This is a genomic window from Mesorhizobium sp. WSM4887 (assembly GCF_029625865.1).
In the GTDB taxonomy this organism is placed as follows: Bacteria; Pseudomonadota; Alphaproteobacteria; order Rhizobiales; family Rhizobiaceae; genus Mesorhizobium.
Genome location: NZ_JARTVP010000002.1, coordinates 119332 through 133963, shown reverse-complemented (window position 1 = coordinate 133963; position 14632 = coordinate 119332). Strand labels below are relative to the sequence as shown.

Sequence of the window (14632 nt, the reverse complement as noted above, 5' to 3'; positions counted from 1 at the left end):
CCAAGCCGTTGCGGTCTGGTATCCGATTTGCCAACGCCGCTGCGGAACTCTATGTCTGGCTGGTTAGACTGGCACGATGGCACCCCTATGGCGCGGGCTTTCCTATTCGTTCTCGATTCTTTCGGCATCGGCGGAGCGGCCGATGCCGAACGCTACGGCGATGCCGGCGCCGACACATTCGGACACATCGCACAAGCTTGCGCCGAGGGCCGCGCGGATCGTGAAGGCCTGCGCAGCGGACCGCTCGCCGTCCCCAACATGATCTCGCTCGGGCTTGCCCGCGCGGCCAAGACGGCAACCGGGCTGACGGTCGACCTCGACGCGCCGCTGCTTGCCGCGTCGTTCCATGGCGCTGCCCAGGAGGTCTCGAGCGGCAAGGACACGCCGTCGGGCCATTGGGAGATTGCCGGCCTGCCCGTGCGTTTCGACTGGGGTTATTTTCCCGACACCGTGCCCGCCTTCCCGGCCGAGCTGACCGGCGCGATCATCCGCGAAGGCAAGGTGCCGGGCATCCTCGGCGATTGCCATGCGCCAGGAACCGAGATCATCGAGCGCTTCGGCGAGGAACACATCCGGACCGGCAAGCCCATCTGTTACACATCGGTCGACTCCGTATTGCAAATCGCCGCGCACGAGACGCATTTCGGCCTGGAGCGGCTCTACGAGCTTTGCCTGACGGTGCGCCGGCTGGTCGATCTGCTCAACATCGGGCGGGTGATCGCGCGGCCCTTCGTCGGCGAGACAAGCGCCACCTTCCAGCGCACCCACAACCGCCGCGACTATGCCGTGCCGCCGCCGGAGCCGACCTTGCTCGACCGGCTGACCGAGCGCGGCAGCAAGGTCATCGCCGTCGGCAAGATCGGCGACATCTTCGCCCATCGCGGCATCGCGGAGGTGCGCAAGGCGGGCGGCAACATGGCGATGTTCGACAAGGCGCTCTCCGCCATGGACGATGCCGGCGAAGGCGATCTGGTCTTTGCCAATTTCGTCGATTTCGATACCGAGTTCGGCCATCGGCGCGATGTCGCCGGCTATGCCGGAGCGCTCGAGGCCTTCGATCGCCGGCTGCCGGAAGCGCTGTCGCGCATCAAGTCGGGCGACCTTCTCATCCTCACCGCCGACCACGGCAACGATCCGACCTGGCGCGGCACCGATCATACCCGCGAACGCGTTCCGGTGATCGGGATAGGGCCGGGACTGAAGGGCGGCGACATCAGGCTCAGGCCGACCTTCGCCGATATCGGCGAAACCATCGCGGATCATCTCGGGCTTGCGCCTGGCCGCCACGGCACCTCTTTCCTCGCGACGATAGGCGGCCATGCCGGAACTGCCTGAAGTCGAAACGGTGCGGCGGGGGCTGCAGCCGATCCTGGAAGGGGCGCGGCTCGTCAATGTCGAGGCGCGACGGCCAGACCTTCGCTTTCCCTTTCCCGAACGGTTCTCGGAGCGGCTTGCCGGCAAGACCGTGACGGCGCTTGGCAGGCGCGCCAAATATCTGACGATGCACATCGAAAACGGTCCGGTGCTGATCTGCCATCTCGGCATGTCGGGATCGTTCCGCGTCGAAACCGATGGGAACGGACAAATTCCTGGCAGCTTCCATCACGAGCGCTCGAAGAGCGCGGCGCATGACCACGTCGTATTCGATGTCGACTCCCCGAAGGGCGAGCGGTCCCGCGTCATCTTCAACGACCCGCGCCGTTTCGGCTTCATGCTGTTTGCCGAAGGCGCGCCGGACACGCATCCAATGCTGGCGGGGCTGGGCATCGAGCCGACCGGCAATGCGCTCGACGGTCCCCTGCTCGCCTCGCTGCTCGAAGGCCGCAGATCGCCGCTCAAGGCCGCGTTGCTCGACCAGCGGCTGATCGCCGGGCTCGGCAACATATATGTGTCGGAAGCGCTGTGGCGCGCCGGCCTGTCGCCGCTGCGCGAAGCCGGCACCATAGCCGGCTCCGGCAAGAGAGCGAAAGAGCAATGCGAACGCCTGGCCGCCGCCATCCGCTCGGTCATCGCCGACGCGATCGCCGCCGGCGGTTCCTCGCTGCGCGACTATGTCCAGGCAGATGGGTCGCTTGGCTATTTCCAGCATTCCTTCGCGGTCTATGACCGCGAAGGCGAGCCTTGTCCGAAGCCGGGCTGCAGCGGCCATATCGAACGCATCGTGCAGAGCGGCCGATCGACCTTCTATTGCCGGACCTGTCAGCGGTGAGCTAGACCGGTCTCCTCAATCGAAGCGAGGAGACGATGCCATGGCCTATGAAACCATTCTCGTGGAGACACGCGGCAAGGTCGGGCTGATCACGCTGAACCGGCCGAAGGCGCTCAATGCCCTGAATTCGCAGGTGCTGGCCGAGATCGTGGCGGCGGTGAACACGTTCGGCGCCGATGCCGGCATCGGCGCAATGGTGCTCACGGGTTCGGAAAAAGTCTTCGCGGCCGGCGCCGACATCAAGGAAATGCAGGCGATCTCCTTTGTCGACGCCTATACTGGAGACTTCTTCGTCGGGTGGGAGGAGCTCACCCGTGCGCGCAAGCCGATCATCGCCGCGGTCGCCGGCTACGCGCTTGGCGGCGGCTGCGAGCTAGCCATGATGTGCGATTTCATCATCGCCGCCGACAACGCAAAATTCGGCCAGCCCGAGATCACGCTCGGCGTCATGCCGGGCATGGGCGGATCGCAGCGATTGACCCGCTTCGTCGGCAAGTCGAAGGCGATGGACATGTGCCTGACCGGGCGGATGATGGACGCTGCCGAGGCCGAGCGCTGCGGACTGGTGTCGCGAGTGGTGCCGGCGGCCGAGCTGGTCGAGGAGGTGCTGAAAGCGGCAGCGAAGATCGCCGAGTTTTCCCTGCCGTCGGTGATGATGACGAAGGAAGCCGTCAACCGCGCTTTCGAGACGACGCTTGCCGAGGGGCTGCGCTTCGAGCGCCGCCTTTTCCACTCGCTGTTTGCGCTCGATGACCAGAAGGAGGGTATGGCCGCCTTCGTCGAGAAGCGGAAGCCGAATTTCAGCAACCGCTAGGGCTTGTCGGCCAAATGCGTGCCGCGACTTTGGCAAGAAGCCGGGCATGCACAAAGACAACGGCTTTAGGTGCGCAGACGCGTTTCAGCGCGGCGCGGCTTCAAGCCCAAAAAGACCGCGAAGCGGCGTTGACGCGCCGGAAAAGCTGAACTATAAGCCGCACCAACCGAGGCGGCCCGTGGCTGCCCGTTTGTTTTTTGCGCCCTGCGACCCGCTGGCGCCCACCAGATCAGAAGAGAGGCATCATGGCCAATACGTCCTCGGCCAAAAAGGCAACGCGCAAGATCGCCCGCCGCGCGGCGATCAACAAGAACCGTCGGTCGCGCGTCCGTACCTATGTTCGCCAGGTCGAAGAGGCGCTCGCCGCTGGCGACAAGGCTGCTGCGCTCGAAGCGTTCAAGGCCGCGGAGCCGGAATTGATGCGCGCCGCAACCAAGGGTGTCCTCCACAAGAACACGGCTTCCCGCAAGGTTTCGCGGCTGGCCCAGCGGGTCAAGGTGCTGTCGGCCTGACCGACTTCCCTTTATAACCGTTATCCTTGAACCCGGCCGCACAGGCCGGGTTTTTTCGTTTGCCGGCAAGTACTTAAAAAGAACGGTCGGACAACTACGATTGGGCCGAATTTCAAAGTAGCCAATGTTTTGCCGGCATATACATAATCGCTCATGTCGACGACCGCTAGATGCGGGCACGGCCACAGATGAGCCTGCCACAAAATCCATATATTTTTCAAAAGCTTACAGACGGTCATCCACAGCTTGTTCAACTCGCGAAGGAGCGGCGGGGGACAAGTAGCTGTCAAGAGAATTATTTCAGAAAATTTCCGAAGGTGTGGCCTTTATCACATTCCACGGAAAAGGGTTTGAATCACAATGGCTTTATGAAAATGGGCCGCAGTGGCACCTGCTTTGAACACGTCTCCGGTAACCAGATTCGTTAAAAATCCGTTAGACGTGGCCTTGCCCTATCCACAGCGATTTCGGTAATGTCCATCCATCGAAGGGACGGGCACCTGCCCTTAACCCAGCCTGAATCGGCCAGCAAAAAATGGCGGAATTCATGACGCGGAGCAATTCCGCGTGCGGCTCGGTTTGTCTCTTCGGTGCGGGTAGGGGACTGGCGTAATTGTACATGGCAGTCGACGTTGGGCCGGCATTTCGCCGGGCGGTGTTGTATTGTCTTGGCATGATCAAGCCGGCTTGCGAGAGCCGGCAGAGGTCCCTTGCGCAACGTTGCAACGATATCGCCGGCGGCGGCGATAGAGGCGCAGCGAAAAACGTCGCCGGACCCAGGGTGCAGGAGGCGCACTCCCGGCGGAAAAAGGGTACGAGAGACAAGGAACTTTGATCATGCAGAGCGGCATCGAAGGGGAGATTGCGGGCGAACTCCCATTCCCAGCAACTATCGTCGGAGGGGACGACATGGCGGCATCCAGCGACGCTGAACAGAAGTTCGAGCGGGTCAAGGCCCAATTGAAGGCGCGTCTGGGAGCCGAGGTCTATTCGAGCTGGTTCGGCCGCATGAAGGTTGCCGAGGCTTCGCGCGGCATGGTCCGCATCTCGGTACCGACGGCCTTCCTGCGGTCGTGGATCAACGGCCATTACCTTGATCTTATCGCCGAACTGTGGAGGCACGAGGATCCCGACCTTCTCAAGATCGAGATCGTCGTGCGGACCGCCACGCGGCAGGGCCGCAACAATGTCGAGCCGGAGATCGCGCCGGCGCGCAAGATGACCAAGCAGGCCCAGACCGCGCTTGCCGCCGGCACCGCGAGCGCCGGTCGGGTGGAACGGACGCCGGCGCCCCGCCAGGGCGTGCCGGTGGAGACCGAGTTCCGCCACAATGTGCTGGGGTCGCCGCTCGACCCGCGCTACACTTTCACTTCCTTCATCGAAGGCCCTTCGAACCGTGTTGCTTTCGCGGCGGCCAAGGCGGTGGCGGAATCGCAGTCCAGCGCGGTGCGCTTCAACCCGCTCTTTCTCCATGCGACCGTCGGCCTGGGCAAGACGCATCTGCTGCAGGCGATCGCAGCGGAATCGCTGCGGCACAATCCGAAATCGCGCGTGGTCTACCTGACGGCGGAATATTTCATGTGGCGCTTCGCCACCGCGATCCGCGACAACAATGCGCTGACGCTGAAGGAGCAGCTGCGCGACATCGATCTGCTGATCATCGACGACATGCAGTTCCTGCAGGGCAAGTCGATCCAGCACGAGTTCTGCCATCTCATCAACATGCTGCTCGACAGCGCCAAGCAGGTGGTGGTCGCCGCCGACCGGCCGCCGTCTGAACTGGAGTCGCTGGAGCCGCGGGTGCGCTCGCGCCTCAACGGCGGCGTGGCGCTCGAAATGTCGGCACCGGATTTCGGCATGCGTCTCGGCATGCTGAAGCTGCGCCTTGCCACCGCCAAGATCGACGATACCTCGCTCGACATTTCGGATGAGATCCTCGATCACGTCGCCAGAACGGTGACGGGCAGCGGGCGCGAGCTCGAAGGCGCCTTCAACCAGCTTCTGTTTCGCCAGTCCTTCGAGCCGCAGATCACTATCGACCGCATCGACGAGATCCTCGGCCATATCTACCGCTCGGGCGAGCCGAAGCGGGTGCGTATCGAGGACATCCAGCGCATCGTGGCGCGCCACTATAACGTTTCGAAGACGGAACTGCTCTCAAACCGTCGCACGCGCACCATCGTCAAACCGCGGCAGGTAGCGATGTATCTCTCCAAGGTGATGACGCCGCGCTCGCTGCCGGAGATCGGACGCCGTTTCGGCGGCCGCGATCACACGACGGTTCTGCACGCCGTGCGCAAGATCGAGGATCTTTCCGGCGCCGACAACACGCTGGCACAGGAACTCGAACTGCTCAGAAGGCTGATCAACGAGCAGGCCTGAGCGCTTCGCCCGCTTTATCCCCAGAAAGCCCGCGCAACCGGCTGGAACCGGTGCCGCGGGCTTGCGTTTGCAGGGTTTTTACTGTCAGCTTACATAGATTCTGAGCTTTTCGGAGCTTTTGCGGGACGCCGCTGCCCGGTGACCCGCTCATTCATTGAAGCGAGCCTGTTTCGTCATGCGTGTTATCCTGGAACGATCCAATCTCCTGAAGTCCCTCAACCACGTCCATCGCGTGGTGGAGCGGCGCAACACCATACCGATCCTGTCGAATGTGCTGCTCAGCGCCGAGGGCGCCAGCCTGGAAATGAAGGCCACCGACCTCGACCTTGAAGTGACCGAAGCCACGCCGGCCAAGGTCGAGCGCGGCGGCGCGACGACGGTTCCGGCGCATCTGCTCTACGACATCGTGCGCAAGCTGGCCGACGGCGCCGAGGTGATGCTGAAGACCGACGAGGACGGCAACGCTATGACCGTCACGTCCGGGCGCTCCAGCTTCCGCCTGCAGTGCTTGCCGCAGTCCGATTTCCCGGAGCTTTCGGCCGGCTCCTTCTCGCACATCTTCCGGCTCGATTCGGTAGCGCTCAAGGGCCTGATCGAGAAGACGCAGTTCGCGATCTCGACCGAAGAGACGCGCTACTATCTCAACGGCATCTTCCTGCACACGCATGAGGCGGGCGGCAAGCTGAAGCTGCGCTCGGTCGCGACCGACGGGCACCGACTGGCGCGCGCCGAGATCGACGCGCCGGCAGGCTCCGAAGGCATGCCCGGCATCATCATCCCGCGCAAGACGGTGAGCGAGCTGCAGAAGCTGGTCGACGACCCTGATATCGCGGTGACGACGGAACTGTCGGATACCAAGATCCGCTTCACCATCGGCAGCGTCATCCTGACCTCGAAGCTGATCGACGGCACCTTCCCCGATTATCAGCGCGTCATCCCGACCGGCAATGACAAGAAGCTGGTTATCGACCGCCAGAGCTTTGCCGCCGCCGTCGACCGCGTCTCGACCATTTCGTCCGAGCGCGGCCGAGCCGTGAAACTGTCGATCAATGACGGCCAGCTCACGCTCGCCGTCAACAATCCGGATTCCGGCAGCGCAACCGAGGAGCTGGCGGCCGACTACTCGTCCGACCCGATCGAGATCGGCTTCAACGCCAAATATCTGCTCGACGTCGCCGCCCAGCTCACCGGTTCGGAAGCCAAGTTCATGCTGGCGGATGCCGGGTCTCCGACGCTGATCCACGACATGGCCGACGAGACCGCGCTCTACGTGCTGATGCCGATGCGGGTCTAGGCTTTGTCTCTTTTGTTGACGCAATTCCGGACGGAAAACCGCTATGCACTTTTCCTGGAATTGCTCTAGCAGGCCTCACATGTCGCCGTGACCTCGGACGCCAAACAGCTTCGGCAGCAGAGCTATATAAGTAAGCTTACACTTACAAATTTTCGCAACTATGCGGGACTTTCGCTTGATCTCGGCCCCGGCGCTGTCGTGCTGTCCGGCGACAATGGCGCCGGCAAGACCAATCTGCTCGAAGCCGTTTCGCTGCTGACGCCGGGGCGCGGGCTGCGCCGCGCGCCTTACGCCGACGTCGCCCGCGAGGGCGGCGATGGCGGCTTTGCCTTGCATGCGCGCATCGAAGGACCGGAAGGTCAGGTCGAAATCGGCACCGGCATTGCCGGCGGCGATGGTGCCGCGGAAGGCGGCAGGCGCGTGCGCATCAACGGCGCGCCGGCAAAATCGGCCGAGGATATGCTCGAATGGCTGCGGGTCGTCTGGCTGACGCCGGCGATGGACGGGCTGTTTCCAGGGCCGGCCGCCGACCGCCGCCGCTTCCTCGACCGACTGGTGCTGGCGATCGACCCCGGCCACGGGCAGCGCGCGCTCGATTACGAGAAGGCGATGCGTGGCCGTAACCGTTTGCTTACGGAAGGCTCGCGCGACACCGGCTGGTTCGACGCGATCGAGATGCAGATGGCCGAAACCGGGGTGGCGATCGCGGCGGCCAGGGCCGAGCTGGTGCGGCTGCTTGCGGCCATGATCGACAAGCTGCCGGGCAGCGGCCCGTTTCCGCAGGCCGACATCAGCCTCGCCGGCGAATTGGAAAGCGAAATCGCGGTCACACCGGCAGTCGACGTCGAGGAGCGATTTCGCGCCATACTCGCCAATGGCCGCGAGCGCGACCGCGCCGCCGGCCGCACGCTCGACGGTCCGCACCGCTCCGACCTCGCGGTCCGCCACCGGCCGAAGTCGATGCCGGCCGAATTGTGCTCGACCGGCGAGCAGAAGGCGCTGCTTGTCGGCATCGTGCTGTCGCATGCGCGGCTGACCGGCGAGATGTCGGGCCTGACGCCGATCCTGTTGCTCGACGAGATCGCCGCGCATCTCGACAGCGGCCGGCGCACTGCGCTGTTTTCCATCCTCGAAGAGCTCAACTGCCAGGCCTTCATGACCGGCACCGACGCGGCGCTGTTTTCCAGCCTTGCCGGGCGGGCGCAATTCCTGACGGTCGATCACGGCAGCGTCGGCCCGACCGGCTGAACTGTCGAAGAGTTGAAAGCCCCTTGCACGACGATTTGTCCTGCGGGACAAGGCTTCGCCTTGCATGTGAGTGACAAAGCTTCGCTTTGCATATGCATGACAAGGCTTCGCCTTGCATGTCAGTGACAAGGCTTCGCCTTGCATGTCAGTGACAAGGCTTCGCCTTGCATGTGCATGACAAGGTTTCCTGCCCGCTATATGGTCCGGCCATGACGAATGCTGCACTCACCGACGAAGAGCTTGAGCGCTATGCCCGCCACATCGTGCTGCCCGAAATCGGCGGCCCCGGCCAGCAGAAGCTGAAGCGGGCGCGGGTGCTGGTGATCGGCGCCGGCGGGCTTGGGGCCCCTGTGCTCGAATATCTCGCGGCGGCCGGCGTCGGCACGCTCGGCATCGTCGACGACGATGATGTCTCCTTGTCCAACCTGCAGCGGCAGGTGATCCATGGCAGCGATACGATCGGCATGGCGAAGACCGACAGCGCTTCGGCGGCGATCATGCGCATCAACCCCAATGTCAGGGCGGAACTGCATCGCCTCAGACTGACCGAGCAAAATGCCCCTGCCCTCGTCGCCCAATACGATATCGTGGTCGACGGCTCCGACAATTTCGAGACACGCTATGCTCTGGCCGATGCCTGCGCGCAGGAAAAGAAGCCCCTGGTCACTGCCGCCGTTGGCCGCTTCGACGGCTCGGTGACGGTGCTGAAGCCATTTGAAACGGGGGCCAATGGCCAGCGCAATCCAGGCTACCGCGACCTTTTTCCGGAAGCGCCGCCCGAAGGGCTGGTGCCATCCTGCGCCGTTGCCGGCATCGTCGGCGCGCTGACGGGCGTCATCGGCACGCTGGAGGCAATGGAAGCGATTAAGCTGATCGCCGGCATCGGCGAGCCGCTGGTCGGCCGGCTGCTGCTTTACGACGGGCTGACCGCCCGTTTCGACACCGTCCGCTACAAGGCAGTCTGAGCGCATGGATCAGACGGCCACTCTCCTCGTCAGCGAGCTTCCGCCGGACTTTGCGCAATGGGACGAATTGCTGGCGCTGATCCGGCGCGCCTTCGCCTATATGGACGGCGTCATCGACCCGCCGTCCTCGGCGCATCATCTCACACCCGAAAACCTCAAGAGCAAGGCCGGGCAAGAAACGCCGTTCCTGGCCATGGAGAACGGCCGGATCGTCGGCTGCGTCTTTGCGATGGAGAGGGCAGACGATTTCTATGTCGGCAAGCTTGCCGTCGAGCCTGGCCTTCAGGGGCGAGGCATAGGCGGACGGCTGATGCAGGCCGTCGACGATCTTGCCCACCGGCGCGGCAAGCAGGCCCTCGAGCTGCAGACGCGTATCGAGCTTACGGCGAACCACGCGGCCTTCGCCCGGCTCGGCTTTCGCGAGACCGGGCGCACCGCGCATGCGGGCTACGACAGGCCGACCTCGATCACCATGCGCAAGGTGCTGTCTTGAGCCTCGCGCTCAGCCCGGAGGAACAGGCAACCGCCGCCGGTAAGGACGGCGCGGGAATGGCGATGCGCATCGTCGCCGAGAGCGCGCGCCTGCTCGGCGCGCCGGGGCTGATCCCGATCTGTTCGGCGCATATCGACGGCGCGCTCTATCATGGCGATTCCGGCACGCTGTTCGCCGAGCGGCTGGTCGAAGGCGGCGCCAGTGTTGCCGTGCGCTCGACGCTCAATGTCGGGGCGCTCGACCTGACGGGCTGCTCGCGCATCCGCCTGGAAGAGCCGCAGCGCGGCATGGCGCGGCGGATGATGGATGCCTATCGCAAGCTCGGCTGCGAACAAAGCTGGACCTGCGCGCCCTATCAGGCCGGGCACAGGCCGGCACAGGGCAGCGATGTCGCCTGGGGCGAGTCCAATGCGGTGGTGTTCTGCAATTCGGTGCTGGGCGCCCGCACCAACCGCTACGGCGATTTCCTCGACATCGCCTGCGCCATCACCGGCCGCGCACCGGATTATGGCCTGCACCGGGCCGAGAACCGCCGGGCGCGGCTGGTGTTCGACGTCTCGGGCCTATTGCCTTCCTTCCTCGCTTCCGAGATCGCCTGGCCGGTGCTGGGCAGCCTCTATGGCCGCGAGGTCGGGGATACGATCGGCGTCGTCGTCGGCATCGCCAATCATCCCGGCGACGACGCGCTAAAGGCCTTCGGCGCCGCTGCCGCTTCCTCCGGCGCGGTCGGGCTGTTCCACATTGCAGGTGTCACGCCAGAGGCGCCGAACGTCGAAACCATTCTGGCCGAGCCGAAACCGGAGGCGGTGATCCACGTCACGCCGCAGATGGCGGCGAAGGCTCGCGCCGGCCTGTCGACGGCGGCGGTGCCGAAAACCATCGATGCGGTCGCCATTGGCAGCCCGCATCTGTCCTTTGCCGAGTTCGAGATGCTGGAGCGGCTGATTGCCGGAAGACGGCTCGCCGTGCCGATCTATGCCTGCACCGGCCGTCATGTGCTTGCCTTCCTGGAGCAGGACGGCCGGCGGAAGAGGCTCGAAGCGAGCGGGGTCGTCATCGTTGCCGACACATGCGTGGTGGTGACGCCGATCATGCCGGAACTTGCCGGCGGCGTGCTTATGACCAATTCGGGCAAGTTCGCGCATTACGCTCCGGGCAACACCGGCTATGCGGTGCTCTATGCCTCGCTCGCCGATTGCGTCGAAAGCGCGGTCGCCGGCAAGCCGCGCTTCACGGACCTCGCCGCATGAGCGCCGCCACGGAGATATTGGTACGGGGCAAGGCCGGTAAAGGCGAAGCGCTGGTGCTGACGGCGCCGATCAGCTTCTGGGGCGGCGTCGACCCGCAGACAGGCCGCATCGCCGATGTCCGCCACCCGCAGCATGGCGAGGTGATTTCCGGCCGGGTGCTGTTCCTGCCGGGCACCATCGGCTCGTCGTCGGCTTCGGCAGTGCTGATGGAACTGGTCCACAACGGCCGCGGGCCGGCAGCCCTTGTGCTGCACGAGCCGGACGCCATTCTTCTGCTCGGCCTGATCGTCGCGCGCGAAATGGGCTGGGACACACCTATGGCGGTGCGGCTCGGACGCGGTGTGTTCGACGCCTATCGCGGAAGCACCGTCAAAGTCGACGACGACGGCGCCGTGAGCGTCGCCGCCTGAACAACCCGCGGTTTTTCAGGTCCTGAGCGGCAACACACGGTCCGGCGGGCGATGGCCGTCGAAGAAGGCGCGAATGTTGATGATCACCTTCTCGCCCATGTCGATGCGGCCTTCGAGCGTCGCCGAGCCCATATGCGGCAACAGAACGACCTTGCCCTTGTGGGCGAGCTTCAACAGCTTGCTGTTCAGCGCCGGCTCGTGCTCGTAGACGTCGAGGCCGGCGCCGGCGATCTTGCCGTCCTGGATGAGTTTGATCATCGACTCTTCGTCGATGATGTCGCCCCGCGCTGTGTTGACGATGTAGGCCGCCGGCTGCATCAGCGCCAGCCGCCGGGCCGACAGCAGATGAAAGGTCGCCGGCGTCGACGGGCAGTTGACCGAGATGATATCCATCCGGGCGAGCATCTGGTCGAGGCTTTCCCAATACGTCGCTTCCAATTCGTCCTCGACCGCCGGCAGCACGCGGTGGCGGTTGTGGTAGTGGATGGACAGGCCGAACGCCTTGGCGCGCCTGGCGACCGCCGTGCCGATACGGCCCATGCCGACAATGCCCAGGCGCTTGCCCCAGATGCGGCGGCCGAGCATCCAGGTCGGGGACCAGCCGGCCCATTTCTTCTCGCCGGTGAGCACGTTGGCGCCTTCGGCCAGCCTGCGCGGCACGCCGAGCATCAGCGCCATGGTCATGTCGGCGGTGTCTTCGGTGAGCACGTTCGGCGTGTTGGTGACGGTGATGCCTTTCTTGGCAGCCGCCGAGACGTCAATCTTGTCGACGCCGTTGCCGAAATTGGCAATCAGCTTGAGGTTCTCGCCGGCCTGGGCGATCAGCGCGGCATCGATGTGGTCGGTGATGGTCGGGACCAGCACGTCGGCTTCCTTGACCGCCGCAACCAGCTCAGGCTGGGTCATCGGCCGGTCCTCGACGTTGAGGCGCGCGTCGAACAGTTCGCGCATGCGGGTCTCCACCGGATCGGGCAGCTTGCGCGTGATGACGACGAGGGGCCGTTTTTTACCTGCCATTGTTTCCCCGAAGCTTCCTCGAAACCGATCTCGTTGAGACCTCTTTAACCAAGACAAGCGAAACTTGAAGCCAGTCGCGGTATCAGCCCACTCCTCTAACAAGCGGTGCCGCCGAAGACAAAGAAAAAGGGGCGCTCCTCCCACGGACCGGCGCCGAAAGGAATGAACGTGTCTGGTTTCGCCTCGCTCCGCCTGGCTTTCAGCGCAGCCGTTCTCGGCACTCTGCTTTGGGCGCCGCAGACATCCGCGCAAGGCGCGGCCACGTCGGCGCAGACCGTGACGCTGGGGCCGAGCGGCCTGCCGCTGCCGCGCTTCGTCAGCCTGAAATCCGGACGCGTCAACTCGCGCGTCGGTCCGGGCGCCAACTATTCCGTCGACTGGATGTATATGAAGGCCGGACTGCCGATGGAAATCATCCAGGAATTCGACACCTGGCGCCGCGTGCGTGACGCCGACGGCTCCGAAGGCTGGATCAACCAGTCGCTGCTTTCGGGCCGCCGCACCGCGATCGTCGCCCCCTGGCAGCGCGGCAAGGGCGGCCGAATCAATCTGCTCGACGATCCCGACAAGGACGCCGGCGTTGTCGCCATCCTCGAGCCAGGCGTGATGGGCTCGATCAAGAAGTGCGACGGTCAGTGGTGCGAGATGACCTTCGACGGCCATACCGGCTGGGTCGCCCAGTCGCAGGTCTGGGGCGCCTACCCGGGAGAAAAGGTCAAGAACTGATCTGGACCATGATCTGATCCAAACCGTAGGTCAGCGTAGCAAAACCGGTTCCGACTTTTCGCGATCATGGTCTTCGAGCCGCATCGCCAGATCGACAGGCCTCATCGCGGGCAGATCAGTCGCGGCGCTTGGGGCGCAGCCTCACCACGATATCGACGTTGGCGATCTCCATGCCTTCCGGAGGCTGCGGCAGGTTGGAGACGCTCACCGGGCCGCTGGCGATATCGAAGATCCGGTTCTCGCCCTCGACATAGAAGTGGTGGTGATCGGAAGTGTTGGTGTCGAAATACGTCTTCGACCCTTCGACGGCGAGGATGCGCAGCATGCCGGCCTGGGTGAATTGATGAAGGGCATTGTAGACGGTGGCCAGCGAAACCGGCACACCGGCGGCGATCGCCTCTTCATGCAATTCTTCGGCCGAAAGGTGACGGTCGCCCTTGGCGAAAAGCAGGTCGGCCAGCGCAATGCGCTGGCGCGTCGGCCTCAGGCCGGCTTCGCGAACCCGCTTGTCCACAGCGACATTTTCCTTCCGGCAGCCCGAATCCATCTATCCCGTCTAAGCTTGCAAGCCCCATAGACCGGTCCAGAATGGCAAAAAGAGGTCAATGCCAAAAACTGGACACCACCCGACATATATTCTGTCGCCCAAATGCGATCAATAGCGCGCATTGACCCAGGCAGGCGCACGGGTTAAGCGCAAACGCCGGTTTCCGGCCACAAACAGAGTGTGTTAGGAAACCAACGACATGGGCGCCCTGCCGCCCGGAACGAGAACGGGGACGGAATTAATGGCGGGTCAAAAGTCCAGCTACGACTACGAGGAACTGCTTGCCTGCGCCCGCGGCGAGCTGTTCGGACCGGGAAACGCCCAGCTGCCCTACCCGCCGATGCTGATGTTCGACCGCATCACCGAGATCAGCGAGACCGGCGGCGCCTTCGACAAGGGCTTCATCCGTGCCGAGTTCGACATCAAGCCGGATCTTTGGTTCTTCGCCTGCCATTTCATCGGCAATCCGATCATGCCGGGTTGCCTCGGCCTCGACGCCATGTGGCAATTGACCGGCTTCTATCTCGGCTGGCTCGGCGAACCCGGCAAAGGCATGGCGCTGTCGACCGGCGAGGTGAAGTTCAAGGGCATGGTGACGCCATCGGTCAAGAAGGTCGAATATGGCGTCGACTTCAAGCGCGTGATGCGTGGCCGCCTCGTGCTCGGCATCGCCGACGGCTGGCTCAAGGCGGATGGCGAACCCATATACGCGGCAACGGATCTGAAGGTGGGCCTGTCCAAGCAGTCCGCCGCCTGATCGCCATC

The 14632-nt window shown here is 64.0% G+C and carries 15 protein-coding genes; 13 read left to right on the top strand and 2 right to left on the bottom strand.

The window, feature by feature from the left end; all coding sequences use genetic code 11:
- Positions 1-87: 87 nt before the first annotated feature.
- The 11 genes from P9230_RS08890 to P9230_RS08840 all read left to right on the top strand — a co-directional run bounded on the left by P9230_RS08890 (position 88) and on the right by P9230_RS08840 (position 11577).
- Complete coding sequence (locus P9230_RS08890) at positions 88-1335, top strand: phosphopentomutase (RefSeq protein ID WP_278118508.1); 1248 nt, start codon at positions 88-90, stop codon at positions 1333-1335.
- Complete coding sequence (gene mutM, locus P9230_RS08885) at positions 1319-2209, top strand: bifunctional DNA-formamidopyrimidine glycosylase/DNA-(apurinic or apyrimidinic site) lyase (protein WP_278118506.1); 891 nt, start codon at positions 1319-1321, stop codon at positions 2207-2209. Before P9230_RS08890 ends, mutM begins: the two co-directional genes overlap by 17 nt.
- A 40-nt stretch (positions 2210-2249) precedes the next feature.
- Entirely contained in the window at positions 2250-3023 is a 774-nt protein-coding gene (locus P9230_RS08880) for an enoyl-CoA hydratase (protein WP_278118504.1), read from the top strand.
- A gap of 245 nt (positions 3024-3268) precedes the next feature.
- A complete protein-coding gene (gene rpsT / locus P9230_RS08875; protein WP_066996401.1) occupies positions 3269-3535 on the top strand; it encodes a 30S ribosomal protein S20 in 267 nt (88 codons plus the stop codon).
- 909 nt (positions 3536-4444) lie between these two features.
- Positions 4445-5917, top strand: a complete 1473-nt coding sequence (gene dnaA, locus P9230_RS08870; RefSeq protein WP_245322332.1) for a chromosomal replication initiator protein DnaA — start codon at positions 4445-4447, stop codon at positions 5915-5917.
- Positions 5918-6092: 175 nt separating this feature from the next.
- A complete protein-coding gene (gene dnaN, locus P9230_RS08865) occupies positions 6093-7211 on the top strand; it encodes a DNA polymerase III subunit beta (protein WP_067324552.1) in 1119 nt (372 codons plus the stop codon).
- Between the two features lie 87 nt (positions 7212-7298).
- A complete protein-coding gene (recF, locus tag P9230_RS08860; RefSeq protein ID WP_095824218.1) occupies positions 7299-8459 on the top strand; it encodes a DNA replication/repair protein RecF in 1161 nt (386 codons plus the stop codon).
- A 209-nt stretch (positions 8460-8668) separates the two neighbouring features.
- Complete coding sequence (locus P9230_RS08855; RefSeq protein WP_127247642.1) at positions 8669-9424, top strand: molybdopterin-synthase adenylyltransferase MoeB; 756 nt, start codon at positions 8669-8671, stop codon at positions 9422-9424.
- Between the two features lie 4 nt (positions 9425-9428).
- On the top strand, positions 9429-9917 hold the full coding sequence (locus P9230_RS08850; protein WP_095824219.1) for a GNAT family N-acetyltransferase: 489 nt from the start codon (positions 9429-9431) through the stop codon (positions 9915-9917).
- The gene (locus P9230_RS08845; protein WP_082953864.1) at positions 9914-11167 is read left to right on the top strand and encodes an aconitase X catalytic domain-containing protein; all 1254 of its coding nucleotides are present in this window, start codon (positions 9914-9916) and stop codon (positions 11165-11167) included. Before P9230_RS08850 ends, P9230_RS08845 begins: the two co-directional genes overlap by 4 nt.
- Positions 11164-11577: a DUF126 domain-containing protein gene (locus P9230_RS08840; RefSeq protein ID WP_278118500.1), complete on the top strand. Its 414-nt coding sequence runs from the start codon at positions 11164-11166 to the stop codon at positions 11575-11577. Before P9230_RS08845 ends, P9230_RS08840 begins: the two co-directional genes overlap by 4 nt.
- A 15-nt stretch (positions 11578-11592) precedes the next feature.
- On the opposite strand, the gene P9230_RS08835 is transcribed toward P9230_RS08840, so the two are convergent.
- Entirely contained in the window at positions 11593-12594 is a 1002-nt protein-coding gene (locus P9230_RS08835) for a D-glycerate dehydrogenase (RefSeq protein ID WP_278118498.1), read from the bottom strand.
- 168 nt (positions 12595-12762) lie between these two features.
- Here P9230_RS08835 and P9230_RS08830 point away from each other — a divergent pair, with 168 nt between their 5' ends.
- Complete coding sequence (locus P9230_RS08830) at positions 12763-13320, top strand: SH3 domain-containing protein (protein WP_067324770.1); 558 nt, start codon at positions 12763-12765, stop codon at positions 13318-13320.
- Between the two features lie 115 nt (positions 13321-13435).
- Here P9230_RS08830 and irrA read toward each other — a convergent pair whose 3' ends face one another.
- The gene (gene irrA / locus P9230_RS08825; RefSeq protein WP_095824221.1) at positions 13436-13867 is read right to left on the bottom strand and encodes an iron response transcriptional regulator IrrA; all 432 of its coding nucleotides are present in this window, start codon (positions 13865-13867) and stop codon (positions 13436-13438) included.
- Positions 13868-14108: 241 nt separating this feature from the next.
- Between irrA and fabA the strand changes: the two genes are divergently transcribed.
- Positions 14109-14624: a 3-hydroxyacyl-[acyl-carrier-protein] dehydratase FabA gene (gene fabA / locus P9230_RS08820; protein ID WP_027165888.1), complete on the top strand. Its 516-nt coding sequence runs from the start codon at positions 14109-14111 to the stop codon at positions 14622-14624.
- Positions 14625-14632: the final 8 nt, after the last annotated feature.